Below are 12,425 nucleotides of genomic sequence, written 5' to 3' on the forward strand. Positions count from 1 at the left end.
AACGCATCTTGATACTTGGCGCCAATATCCTAATGGGACTCTTTCTTTTTGTCTTTCTTGCAGGAGCCTGCTTAGCAGGTTATTACATCGCTACTGCTCCTGAATTGACTGAGGAAACATTGACAGCAACGGTTTCAAGTAAAATTTATGACAAGGACGGCACGCTCATTGCTGACCTAGGAGCAGAAAAACGCTCAAATGCAGATGCATCTGAAATCCCTACGGATTTGGTCAACGCTATTGTCGCCATTGAAGATCAGCGTTACTTTAATCACCGCGGTGTCGATGTAATTCGTATCGCTGGTTCCTTGCTCAACAACCTAAGCGGTGGAAATCTGCAAGGTGGATCAACCTTGGACCAACAGCTGATTAAATTAACTTACTTCTCGACTTCGACAGAGGACCAAAACATCAAGCGTAAGATCCAAGAAGCTTGGCTTGCCCTCAAACTGGAGCGTATGAAAACCAAACAAGACATCTTGACTTACTATGTAAACAAGGTCTATATGTCCAACGGAAACTACGGGATGAAGACAGCTGCCCAAGCATTTTACGGCAAAGAACTGAAAGACCTGACCCTACCCCAGCTAGCCCTTTTGGCTGGTATGCCACAAGCACCAAATCAATACGATCCGTATACTCAGCCTGAAGTTGCCAAGAACCGCCGTGATTTAGTCCTTTCTCAGATGTTGAAGCTGGATTACATCACTATGGAACAATATGAACAAGCGGTCGTGACACCTATTACAGATGGCCTACAACCCTTAACCAGCACTTCAGCCTATCCAGCATATATGGACAACTACCTCAAGGAAGTCATTGCTGAAGTAGAAGAAAAAACAGGTTACAACCTCTTGACGACTGGTATGGATGTGTATACAAACGTCGATACTGCAGCACAACAACAGCTCTGGAATATCTATAACACAGACCTATATATCACCTATCCTGACACTACCTTCCAAGTAGCCTCAACAGTCGTCGATGTCAGCAATGGTAAGGTTGTTGCTCAACTTGGCGGGCGAAATCAATCAAGTAGCGTATCGTTTGGTACCAACCAGGCAGTTGAAACCAATCGCGACTTCGGCTCAACCATGAAACCCATTACCGACTATGCCCCAGCGATTGAAAATGGTATCTATAATTCAACTGCAGATACCATTCTAGACGGCCCTTATTACTACCCTGGAACAACTACTCCAGTTTACAACTGGGATAGAAGTTACTACGGCACAATTTCTGTCAAGACAGCCCTCCAGTATTCACGAAACGTACCCGCTGTAAAAGCACTTGAGGAAACTGGTTTGGACAAGGCCCTCAGCTTCTTGAACAGCGTCGGCATCAATTACCCACAACTCCTCTATTCAAACGCTATCTCAAGTAATACAACTGAGTCTAGTAGTGAATATGGAGCAAGTAGTGAGAAGATGGCAGCTGCCTATGCAGCATTTGCCAACGGCGGTACCTACTACAAACCGCAATATGTCAATAAGGTCGTCTTTACAGACGGAACCAAACAAGAGTACCAACCAGAAGGCAATCGTGTCATGACAGCTGAAACAGCCTACATGATGACAGATATGCTGAAGAGCGTTATGACATCGGGAACTGGGTTAAATGGTGCTGTAACAGGTGTCCCAATGGCTGGTAAAACCGGTACCTCAAACTACACGGATAGTGAGTACACAGAAATTCTTGCCAACAATGAAGCAGCTAATTACAGCATGATGGTCGTCCCCGATGAAAACTTTGTTGGTTATTCGACCAAATATGCTATGGCTGTCTGGTCAGGTTACACTAATAGAAAGACACCCGTCTTGGATAGCGGTATGAAGATTGCAACAGATGTCTTCCGCAACATGATGGCCTACCTCAACCCAGTTGAGACAGCTGTCGATTGGGAAATGCCTGAGGGACTCTACCAATACGGTAGTAACCTCTACTTGAAAGGCAGCGACAGTTACAACAACATCCTCTACAATAGTTACAACTATCGTAATTCTTATAATAACAATTATAATTCCCAATCTTCAACCACTTCATCTACTGCTGTTGAAACGGAATCTACAACGACTGAAACCAGTCAAACAACATCTGAAACGACAACAGATACCACTCAAGATCAATCCAACGACAGTGATCAATAAAAATAGCTCAGCCCTTTGAACTGCAAACCAACAAGTGAAAACTTTGGAGGTCGCGACAAAGGGCTGGGTTTTTCTTTTTTTAATGGAATATGATAAGATAGAAGTATGAAACCAGAAGAATTTTATCAAACACTTGCTCAGAAGGGCATTGTCTTAACAGACAAACAGAAACAGCAATTTCAACGCTACTTCCAACTCTTGGTAGAGTGGAATGAAAAAATCAATCTAACGGCTATCACAGAAGAAGAAGAGGTCTATCTCAAACACTTCTTTGATTCCCTTGCTCCAATTTTACAGGGGTATATTACCAACCAAAATTTCAAGCTATTAGACATCGGGGCTGGAGCTGGCTTTCCAAGCTTACCAATGAAGATTGTATTTCCAGAGCTTGAGGTGACGATTATCGACTCTCTCAACAAGCGCATCACCTTTTTGAACCATTTGGCTGAAGAACTGGAATTGGAAAAAGTACATTTTTACCATGGTCGTGCAGAGGACTTTGCCCATGACAAGAGTTTTCGGGCGCAATTTCAGTTGGTCACCGCACGTGCGGTTGCCCGCATGCAGGTCTTATCTGAGCTAACCATTCCTTTTTTAGCTCTCAATGGTCGCTTGATAGCCCTCAAGGCTTCTGATGCTGAAAACGAACTGGAAGCTGCAAAGAACGCCCTCAACCTACTCTTTGCCAAGGTCATTGAAAACCAGGATTACCAATTGCCGAATGGCGACCCCCGTACCCTGACAGTTGTTGAAAAGAAAAAAGAAACCCCAAACAAGTACCCACGTAAGGCGGGTATCCCAGCAAAACGGCCACTTTAAAAGGAGTTCCAACTGGAACTCCTTTTTCTTATTTCCAAGGATTATAAAATCGCCCTTGATTGAGAATAAATAGTGCAATGGCTGTACAAGCAAAGAGGGCAATCACCATAAAAACAAGGTAGTCCTGCTTTTGCAAAGCTTGGTAAGTAAACCAGGTCCGCTTCGAATTTTTTCCAAAGCGGCGCAATTCCATTGCAGTTGAGATGGTATCAATTCGTCCCAAAGAACTGAAAATCAAGGGAACAACTAAGGAAAGGTTACCCTTAATACGATCCATCAATTTCCCTTTTTTAGACAACTCTAAACCACGTGCCTCTTGAGACATTCGAATGGTGAAAAATTCTTCCTGGATATCTGGAATGTAGCGCATGGTGAGACTGACTGCATAAGCAATCTTATAGGGAACCCCAATCTGATTCAGACTAGAGGCAAATTGACTGGGATGGGTTGTCATCAGAAAGACCACCGCCAGAGGAACAGTACAAAAATACTTGAGCACCATGTTAAGCATGTAAAACAGTTGCTGACTGGTCACTGTATAAATGCCCAGACCTTCCCATAAAACAGTCTTAGCGCCATAGAGGCTGACTCCGTATTGCGGAGCAAACAGATAGACCATCAAGGCATTGAGAAGGGCAAAAATCGTTGTAAATACAAGGACAAAGGACACGTCCTTGAGTCGAATTTTTGACAAACGAAAGAGACTGAGTGAAAAAACTGCAATGACCAGAATCAATCGTGTATCATAAGTGACCATGGCGATAATGGAGATCAAAAGGAAAAAGAGCATCTTTGTAACTGCTGACAGCTGGTAGATGAATCCTTGGCCAGGTTGATAGCCGATTAAGTGTTGACTCATGCTTCTCTCCTTTCTGTTTTCATGTATAAATTGGTCAAATCCAGAGGATCCAAGCCCATCTTTTCTGCCAGATGAAAAATACTGGTTTCCTTGAGATTGGCCTGCTCAATCACTGGTTGCTTGACCAAGAGTTCAGCTGGATGTCCCTGATAGACAATCTGTCCATCTACGACAACCAAGGCCCTGTCACAGTAGTCCAACATCAGCTGCATGTCATGGGTAATCATCACAATCGTTTGCCCTTGTGCATTTAGTTGATTCAGAAAGTCCATCATTTCGCGGTAATGACGTTGGTCCTGTCCAGCTGTTGGCTCATCCAAGAGGATAATATCAGGCTCCAGAACCAAAATAGAGGCGATGGTCACGCGCTTTTTCTGCCCATATGAAAGGGCTGAAATGGGCCACTTCCGAAATGGATAGAGCCCGCACACTTCCAAGACTGACTCTACCTTACTTTGAATCTGGTCTTCTGCCATTCCTCTGAGGCGCAATCCCAAGGCAACTTCATCAAAAATCATAGTCTGACTGATCATTTGGTTGGGATTTTGTAAAACATAGCCAATCCGCTGGGCTCTTTCTTTGACAGAGTCATCCGCTATGGATTGACCCTGCCACAAAAACTGACCTTGAACAGGCAGAAAACCACAGAGGGCCTTTGCCAAGGTCGATTTTCCTGCACCATTTTTTCCGACGATAGCCAGGCGTTCTCCCTGGTAAATCGTCAGATCCATATCAGGAATCACTTGATGATCTCCGTAAGCGACTTGCAACTGAGAAATCTCTAGCAGGGGGGTGCGATCCTTCTGAGCTCGTTCAATATGCGGTAAATCTGGAATAGCTCGGTCTATCAAATCTATTTTTTCCAATGAAGATGGATGAGAAATATCCGCCAATTGATAACCGAGGGCACGTAAAGTTGCTAGATAGAGCGGCTCTCGAATACCATTTTCTTGCAGCAAATCCGATTGTAAGAGTTGGTCAGGATGACCATTAAAGACCAGACGCCCACCATTGATCAAGACAATTCGGTCCACCTGGCGGTAAAGCACATCTTCCAAGCGGTGCTCGATAATAATGGTCGTTGTTCCTTCTTCATTATGAATCCGGTCAATCAAATCAATGGTATCCTGTCCAGATTTTGGATCCAAATTGGCCAAAGGTTCATCAAACAACAAAATCGGACTTTCATCGATCAAGACTCCTGCTAGGCTAACCCGTTGCTTCTGACCTCCCGAGAGATCCTGGGGACGATGGTCCAACAGTTCTTTTAAGTCCAAGCGTTCTGCCCAGTCATGAACTCGCTCCTTCATAGTCGCCAAGGTTTCCATGTCATTTTCCAAGGCAAAGGCCAAATCTTCTGCTACAGAAAGCCCAATAAACTGACCATCCGTATCTTGCAAAACGGTGCTGACCATAAGAGATTTTTGGTAAATAGACTGGTCAAAGGCAGGGATCCCCATCAGTTCAAAATCCCCTGTATGGGTTCCCTTATGAATGGCAGGGATAATCCCATTCAAGACCTGACCGAGAGTGGACTTGCCTGAACCAGATGGTCCAATAATCAGCACCTTCTCTCCTTCATAAATGGTCAAATCAATACCGTGTAAGGTCGCATCCGTCTGCGCATTGTATTTAAAGGAAAAATTTTTGAATTCGATGACTTTTTTCATAATTCCTATTATATCAAAATCCAGCATGAAAAAAAGGAAGAATCCTCAGATTCTCCCAATCCATAAGCTATGACGAACGATTTTCTTATTTAAACTTTAAAAATAAATCGTTATTGAAAAAACAAGAGCATCTTACATCACAATCACGTTGAAATGATGTCCATCCAAATCTGTAAAGCTGGCACCGTAAAAGTCATAGGCATCTGTTGGTCGACCTGTAATTTGTCCACCATTGACTTCTACACGCTCCACCAAGCTGCCCACTTCTTCTTTAGTTGCTACATTGAGTGAAATCAAGACTTCATCTTCAACTCTTTTCTAGTTGATAGGTTTAGTATAGTTGATTTTTCTTAGGGAAACAATTATTTTGCCCCCATAACCTCAGAGATTTCTCCCCTAGACTTGGATAGAAGCGACTGTAGAAAGACCTGCTCATTTCTTTCTATTTGCTGGCAAAACTCATCAAAAGATGCTACTCCTTGAGGGATCGCCAAGCCCAGTTTTTCAACCACGACTGGTTCATTTCTTCTTTGACCTTTCCCCTCCAACAATTCATACTGCTTACTCTCTTCAATTTTCCCAGAATGAGGAAATAAATAAAAGCCTTTCCGAGCATCAAATCGGTACATATAGGCCACTAGCTGCAAGTAATCCCTTCCTTTGATATTGTCGATAGGTTTGTACTTGGCATCTGCAACAACCCTTTTCGAAAGGGAAACAAAATCAGGATAAATACGCCCATTTCCACCTTGAAACATGGAAAAACTGCCACTCTTCGCCTTATTTCGCGGATGATGAAACTCTTCCCCTAACAGTTGTGCTAGATATTCTTCCCATAGCCAAGCCACATCAAACAGAATACCTTGAATTTTCTGCTGCTGCCTCTCCCCAACACCATGCCTTGTTCCTTTCAGAATCAACAAACAAAGTTTTTGCAAGGTCCCATATTCATGATAATAAGCATGACGAACAGGTGCAACTTGGTTTTGGTAGATGATTTTTGTCCTATCTGCTAATTGGTAGCGAGGAGTCGCTTGAATGACTGTTTCTATATTCTCCCTATCCTTGTCTTGAAATAGCAGGGACGTACGTGAAAGTTGGTGCCCCTTGATATACTCGATAGTATGTCGGACCAGTTGCATCAGATTATTATCAAAAGAAAACTCCCTGGTGCTATAAGCCATCTTCCCTTCAAATGGTGTGCTAGTTTTCAATTGCCGAGCGATATCCAAGGCTCCCTTCAAATTCGCATCATGATGATGAAAACGGCGATATTCTTTGTAGAGTCCCTTTCGTAAAGCAGCCTGAAGAAATGATGGAAAAAGGCAAATAAACAGCTGATAGAATTGCTGTTCGAGTGAAAATGAGGTTTCTAGATTGGTGACATTGAGATGAAGCACCTTCTGTAACATGTAATGCAGAAAATAATCTTCCTTATCACTTTGAGCAAAGCGGGAATGAATCGTCAACTGGTCATTCTGATATCCGATAAAGCCAATGACATTTCCAGTCCGTAAGGAATGATCGACAGTCTCAAACAGCTTTTCTGATTTGTCGAGATCAGGAATTTCTTGCCAGCTCGTCGGAAACAGGAATAAACCCTGTTCTTTGGCTAAAGACTCCAAACTCCTATCAAGCAAGTGATCCGCCAAAAAAGGATACCGCTCTTTAAAAACTGATTTCGAAATCCCATGCTGATTGTCTCTAATCCACATCGTCCATTTCCTCAAGCTTATCAAATGCAGCTTTCAATTCCTCTAACTGTTCCGCCTCTTGATAGCTACCTCGAAGATATTCTTCTAACAAGGGCTGAATATAATCTTGCCATAGCCGTTCATAATCGTAATCCAGTTGCGGAAGAGCTAAAAAATAGGATGGTCCGATATGGTAGTTTCGATTGAGATCCGCTATTTTTTCAATTGCCTGATTAAGATGTCTCAGTCGGACGGTCGCTTCTAGAATCTTACTGTCGTCTAGCTGATTCTTCCACATCCCTAAACAATCTTCAGCTTTTATCTCAACAAAACGAAAACGACGTCGCATGGCAAAATCAAAACTATCCACCGAACGGTCAATATCATTCATGGTACCAATGATATAAACATTTTCCGGAATATAGAACTTTTCTTCCCCTTCATGCATATTAGCATACTGAGTCGAAATTGCTCCCTTTTTGCCCCGATAACCAGGATCAATAGCATAGAACAACTCACCAAAAATCTTGGAAATCTCCCCACGGTTGATTTCATCGATGATAAAGACGAATTTTTTGTCAGATTGAATATCTTCAGGAGCTTGATAGGGTTTTAGACCGAATTTTTCTGCCATTTCTTTAATAATCGCTTTGCGATAGGTATCAAAGCCACCTTTTGGCGTTCCTGGTAGGCCACGGTAAACATTATAACATTGGTTACGGTTATAGAATCGACTATCTGATTCTTTCTCTGTTACGCCAGTCATATCCCCTTTTTCATAGGCCACTAAATTCATCGGCTTGCCTTTGAGAGTTTTCATCCTGTAGCCGTCTGGCTCATCAGAAACAGCCTCCCAAAACTTTTCCCAAGCCTCGTCAAAGTTGTCCTGTCCTCCAGTTTTTGAGGAATCCATAGCTTTTTGACAAAACTCTTTGAAAATTCCAGATTTGATGTCAAACTTGATTTCTCCAGAATCATCTTTTACCGGTCGCAAGCCTTCCACAAAATCCGTGTAATCATAGGAAGGATGAAATTGAACAAAACCGATTTGTTCTGGATGTCCATCTGTCAATTCCTCTGCAATTTGCTTGGCAAGATAGGTTTTTCCTGTACCAGGTGCCCCACGGAGAATGAGGTTGCGGGAAGAAATTAAGCTAGTTTTTAATGTCGATTTCATTTTATCCCTTTCTTTGATTACTTGTTCATTTACCTCAGCAAATGGTTTTTCACTAAGTCTAACCCCCTCGTAGGATTTCCGAACGAAAGGCAAGACCCTGTCGATATCCTCTTCCGATTGTATATAGCAATTAGCATCAATAGCCCAGCCATGTTGCTTGGGTGCAATGGTAAACAAGGTCTTCTCCTGGCTGGATAAGAAACGAGAAAGGATGGCTACCTTTATCCCAACTCTACTCTTGGATATCTCTATAAAATTTCGTTTTTTATCTTTCTTATTTTCTACGCTAAAGGCAGTATAACTATTCGTTTCATGTTGAACAGCATTCGGAAATGCTTCTCTTACCTTTCTCAATACAAGTTCCTTATCCACTTCTGCTCTTCCTTTCACCTGATTGACACAAAAAATCCCTACTATGTCATTATATCATAGTAGGGAACTGATTTTCTAATTCAATTTATACCAATACTGGCAATTCTTCACCAATCGCTTCCAAGCGTTCTGCCCATTCTTGACGGGTCAAACCGTTTTCAGTGATGTAACGGTTGCGCTCGTGAGCACGGCATTCGGCTGAGCAACCACGAACATACTTGTGCTCGTTTTCTTCTGACATAAGGGTGCGGCGGTTACAGAATGGGTTGCCACAGTTGACATAGCGTTCACATGGTGTACCATCGAACCAGTCCTTACCAACAACAACTGGATCTACATGGTTGACATCAACCGCGATACGCTCGTCAAAGACATACATCTTACCATCCCATAGTTCACCACGAACTTCTGGGTCTTTACCATAGGTTGCGATCCCACCGTGGAGCTGGCCGACATCCTTGTAGCCTTCACGAACCATCCAGCCGGAGAATTTCTCACAGCGAACACCACCAGTACAGTAAACAACCACGCGCTTGTCCATGAATTTTTCTTTGTTGTCACGAACCCATTGTGGCAACTCACGGAAGTTGCGGATGTCTGGGCGGATGGCACCGCGGAAGTGACCAAGGTCGTACTCGTAGTCATTACGGGTATCCAAAACAACTGTATCTTCGTCCAAGAGAGCTTCTTTGAACTCTTTTGGTGACAGGTAGGCACCTGTCGTTACAAGTGGGTCAATGTCGCTGTCGAAGTCGTTGTCTTCCAAACCAAGGTGAACAATTTCTTTTTTATAACGAACAAACATCTTCTTGAAAGCTTGCTCATTTTCTTCATCAATCTTAAACCACAAATCGCTGAACAATGGGTTTGCATGAACATAGTCCATGTATTTTTGGGTTGTTTCGTAGTCACCAGAAACAGTACCATTGATACCTTCATCGGCAATCAAGATACGGCCTTTGAGTCCGATAGACTTACAGAAAGCCAAGTGCTCAGCAGCATATTCTTTGGCATTTTCAATTGGAACATACTTGTAATAGAGTAGAACGCGAATATCTTTTGACATAGTGTCTCCTTTTCAATCTTTGCAATAGATTTTAAAGCTATACGATAGCGCATAGTCCTCTCAATTATACTCTTTTCATTCTGGTTTTCAAAATGATTTGCTTCCAAGTTTGCCTGCTTATTCTGGTAAATTTTGCTTTAAATTTTTTAATTGCTTTAGGGTGCTACTTGGTAAAATTTGCTTCACTTTCGAACAATGGCGCTTCTCTACATGTCCTTTCCAAGCTTCCTTAATCGGGTCTGGTTGGGTATTTTTTCGACAACAACTTGGGTGTTTTTCTACTGGTTGCGGAGCTTGCTCCAATGGTGTCACTTGCTGACAATCTGCGGTCGACTTCTCTTTGGACGATGCTCTGCCTGCAAAATACTTTCGCCATAAACCTTGAACAAAACTGAATACCTTCCGCCACCAAGCAAAGAAGCCCTGCTTTTCCCCAAGAGAAACTGGCGTAGCAATTAAGGATTCTTCCTGGACCAAGGTTAAGAGCTGTTTCCGAACCTTCCAGCGTAGGGTTTGTGGGGCTGGCTTTTGATTAAAGGCTTGGACCTCCTTGAGCCGTACTAGATAGGGCGCAATAAAAGGTGTTGGGTAAAAGCGAAAGCTAGAGGAATTTCCCATCGAAGTAGATATCAATAAGCCGGTCACCAATAACTCTTTGATTAACTTCACCTGTTTTTCTTGAAAGCGATAGAGGTAACGAGTCTCCCCTTCCACCTCTTCAAGATACACTTCTAGCTTTCCTTTGCGCCGTCGCCCATAGACTTTGGCCCCCATCCTCTCTGCCTTTAGCATAAAGCGGAGCAGGAAAAAAGTGCCTTCCTTTAACCGCCTCCAGTCGTGATCTTGGTACAAGAAGCTCCGAATTTTCCCCCGCATATAGAAATCCCCATGATCGACATGAAAAGTTGGTTGTTGGTAATGCGAGCGGCTAGGATGGTTGCTAATCCGAAACACTTTGTAATAGACATGGTCACAGCTGACACAGGAATAGATGGATTGGCTGGTTTTGGATTGGTAGAGATGGATCAATTCTTCTCCAGGGTTTAGGATAGACTCAATCACCGCACCAACCTTTTCAACGGTCCAAGTCATACGACACCTCACTAAATGAATAGCTTCACAAATGTTAATATATTAATTTTACCATAATTACAGCAAAAAAACCACCTAGAAATAGGTGGTTCCTGGATTAGTCTTTTGAAAGACTGTTTGAACGTGTTTGTGTTTTGGCATAGATAGACAGCAAGATGGTTCCTGCTACAGCGACTGTCACACTATTGACAATACCAGCAACCAAACCTTGAGCAAAGACCTTATTAGCTGGCTCGCTGTAAATAACAATATCCAAAAGTGGTGCAATCAAGCCCCAGGCTACGATGTTGGCAACCACCTGTGTCACGTTGAAAAAGACGATGTCCTTCTTCTCAAAGATTCCTTCATCAAGACGAAGGCTTCGTTTGGCAACACCCAAGACTAGACCAAAGACTCCTGATGCCAAGACCCACGACCACCATGGTGAGCCATACTGGAGCGAGTCTTTGAAGGCATGGCCGATAAAACCAACTAAAAAGCCAACAATCGGTCCAAAAACGGTCGCCAAAAGAGATTGAACAGCGTATTGAAGCTGGATAGATGTATTTGGAACAACAAGGGTTGGGATACTAATCAGAATCCCGATAACCACAAAGAGGGCAGCACCGATACCGGTTGCGACAACAGTTCTAATCGAATTATTTTTCATAATAGTCTCCTAACTAGTTTTTAATTTACAATGCGTTTGATTTCAATATGCCAATTCTGTCCGACACCAACGTTATAAGCCTTGGCAAAGGAACCTTGGTTAATAGCCAACCCGACTCGATAAAGGGAGTTGATATAAAGAAGCGGTTGTCCAATTCGAACATCTGCAAAGGACTTGCCATAGGTCACCTGGTTTTGATAGACCAACATGTCATTATTGTAGATCGTCACTTCAAATCGGTCGTTAAAGGCTGGATTGAGATTATAAAACTCTTCGCGCGTGATGGAAGTCCAAAGTGAGCCAAATCGGACATCCAGGATATCGATTGCCCCTTTGACAAAGTCTGCCCCCACTTCTGTCGGAACAGTTGGAATCTCGACAATATCTGCAACCTGCAACTCTGGTCCAACTTCTTCAAAGCTGATGTGCCCGGATGCTAGCTTAGCGCCTGTGTAGGCGTAAACATCTCGACCGTGGAAGGTATAGGAATGTTCCGTATTGGCACGGCGATTGGCTACTTCTGAGATTTCTCGTACAGCCTTGATACCAACGTGTTGCTTGATAAAAGAAAGGGTTCCATTATCAGGGGTCACAATGTAGTGGTTTTGTTCTGTCAAGGCAACCACACTTTTCCGTTTTGAGCCAACACCTGGATCCACAACGGATACAAATGTCGTTCCTTCTGGCCAATATTCAACCGTTTGGAAAAGACGGTAGGAGCCTTCAAAAATATTATAAGGGGTGATATCGTGTGTTAGATTGTGGACAACCAAGTCTCTCGATTCTTGCAAGGCCACACCGATCATAGCAGATACAGCACCGTCCACAAGTCCAAAGTCTGACTGGAGGACCAAAAGATTATTTGACATAGTTTCTCCTT

At 43.1% G+C, this 12,425-nt stretch carries 11 protein-coding genes; 2 read left to right on the top strand and 9 right to left on the bottom strand.

Translation table 11 applies throughout. The annotated features are described in order from the left end of the window. Positions 1 to 32 precede the first annotated feature (32 nt). Together pbp1a and rsmG are read left to right on the top strand one after the other, a co-directional pair. Positions 33 to 2,147, top strand: a complete 2,115-nt coding sequence (gene pbp1a, locus JNG37_RS02330) for a penicillin-binding protein PBP1A (protein WP_158456072.1) — start codon at positions 33 to 35, stop codon at positions 2,145 to 2,147. A gap of 105 nt (positions 2,148 to 2,252) precedes the next feature. After that, positions 2,253 to 2,966 (top strand): 16S rRNA (guanine(527)-N(7))-methyltransferase RsmG, encoded by a 714-nt coding sequence (gene rsmG / locus JNG37_RS02335; protein ID WP_158455618.1) that lies wholly within the window; start codon positions 2,253 to 2,255, stop codon positions 2,964 to 2,966. 28 nt (positions 2,967 to 2,994) lie between these two features. Here rsmG and JNG37_RS02340 read toward each other — a convergent pair whose 3' ends face one another. The 9 genes from JNG37_RS02340 to JNG37_RS02380 form a co-directional block, all read right to left on the bottom strand. Further along, positions 2,995 to 3,825, bottom strand: a complete 831-nt coding sequence (locus JNG37_RS02340) for an energy-coupling factor transporter transmembrane component T family protein (protein WP_158455620.1) — start codon at positions 3,823 to 3,825, stop codon at positions 2,995 to 2,997. Beyond that, a complete protein-coding gene (locus tag JNG37_RS02345; protein ID WP_187321616.1) occupies positions 3,822 to 5,498 on the bottom strand; it encodes an ABC transporter ATP-binding protein in 1,677 nt (558 codons plus the stop codon). Before JNG37_RS02345 ends, JNG37_RS02340 begins: the two co-directional genes overlap by 4 nt. Positions 5,499 to 5,627: 129 nt before the next feature. Then, the gene (locus JNG37_RS02350; protein WP_238336228.1) at positions 5,628 to 5,792 is read right to left on the bottom strand and encodes a hypothetical protein; all 165 of its coding nucleotides are present in this window, start codon (positions 5,790 to 5,792) and stop codon (positions 5,628 to 5,630) included. A gap of 65 nt (positions 5,793 to 5,857) precedes the next feature. Then, positions 5,858 to 7,210 (bottom strand): 5-methylcytosine restriction system specificity protein McrC, encoded by a 1,353-nt coding sequence (locus tag JNG37_RS02355; RefSeq protein WP_158455624.1) that lies wholly within the window; start codon positions 7,208 to 7,210, stop codon positions 5,858 to 5,860. Next, positions 7,200 to 8,738 (bottom strand): AAA family ATPase, encoded by a 1,539-nt coding sequence (locus JNG37_RS02360; protein ID WP_261979820.1) that lies wholly within the window; start codon positions 8,736 to 8,738, stop codon positions 7,200 to 7,202. Before JNG37_RS02360 ends, JNG37_RS02355 begins: the two co-directional genes overlap by 11 nt. 85 nt (positions 8,739 to 8,823) lie before the next feature. Continuing rightward, positions 8,824 to 9,804: an oxygen-dependent tRNA uridine(34) hydroxylase TrhO gene (gene trhO / locus JNG37_RS02365; RefSeq protein WP_158455626.1), complete on the bottom strand. Its 981-nt coding sequence runs from the start codon at positions 9,802 to 9,804 to the stop codon at positions 8,824 to 8,826. Positions 9,805 to 9,921: 117 nt separating this feature from the next. Continuing rightward, the gene (locus JNG37_RS02370; protein ID WP_158455628.1) at positions 9,922 to 10,896 is read right to left on the bottom strand and encodes a hypothetical protein; all 975 of its coding nucleotides are present in this window, start codon (positions 10,894 to 10,896) and stop codon (positions 9,922 to 9,924) included. 97 nt (positions 10,897 to 10,993) lie between these two features. Further along, entirely contained in the window at positions 10,994 to 11,545 is a 552-nt protein-coding gene (locus JNG37_RS02375) for an ECF-type riboflavin transporter substrate-binding protein (protein WP_158455630.1), read from the bottom strand. Between the two features lie 20 nt (positions 11,546 to 11,565). After that, positions 11,566 to 12,414 carry an SAM hydrolase/SAM-dependent halogenase family protein gene (locus JNG37_RS02380; RefSeq protein ID WP_158455632.1) on the bottom strand — a complete coding sequence of 283 codons (849 nt, stop codon included), beginning with the start codon at positions 12,412 to 12,414 and terminating at the stop codon, positions 11,566 to 11,568. Positions 12,415 to 12,425 lie beyond the last annotated feature (11 nt).

Origin of the sequence: Streptococcus suis, from assembly GCF_016775005.1 — a bacterium.
Lineage (GTDB): Bacteria > Bacillota > Bacilli > Lactobacillales > Streptococcaceae > Streptococcus > Streptococcus suivaginalis.

Bases quoted from the DNA above. Each gene is read 5' to 3' on its own strand.
- pbp1a (WP_158456072.1), top strand. From the start codon at position 33: ATGGGACTCTTTCTTTTTGTCTTTCTTGCAGGAGCCTGCTTAGCAGGT.
- rsmG (WP_158455618.1), top strand. From the start codon at position 2,253: ATGAAACCAGAAGAATTTTATCAAACACTTGCTCAGAAGGGCATTGTC.
- JNG37_RS02340 (WP_158455620.1), bottom strand. From the start codon at position 3,825: ATGAGTCAACACTTAATCGGCTATCAACCTGGCCAAGGATTCATCTAC.
- JNG37_RS02355 (WP_158455624.1), bottom strand. From the start codon at position 7,210: ATGTGGATTAGAGACAATCAGCATGGGATTTCGAAATCAGTTTTTAAA.
- trhO (WP_158455626.1), bottom strand. From the start codon at position 9,804: ATGTCAAAAGATATTCGCGTTCTACTCTATTACAAGTATGTTCCAATT.
- JNG37_RS02370 (WP_158455628.1), bottom strand. From the start codon at position 10,896: ATGACTTGGACCGTTGAAAAGGTTGGTGCGGTGATTGAGTCTATCCTA.
- JNG37_RS02375 (WP_158455630.1), bottom strand. From the start codon at position 11,545: ATGAAAAATAATTCGATTAGAACTGTTGTCGCAACCGGTATCGGTGCT.
- JNG37_RS02380 (WP_158455632.1), bottom strand. From the start codon at position 12,414: ATGTCAAATAATCTTTTGGTCCTCCAGTCAGACTTTGGACTTGTGGAC.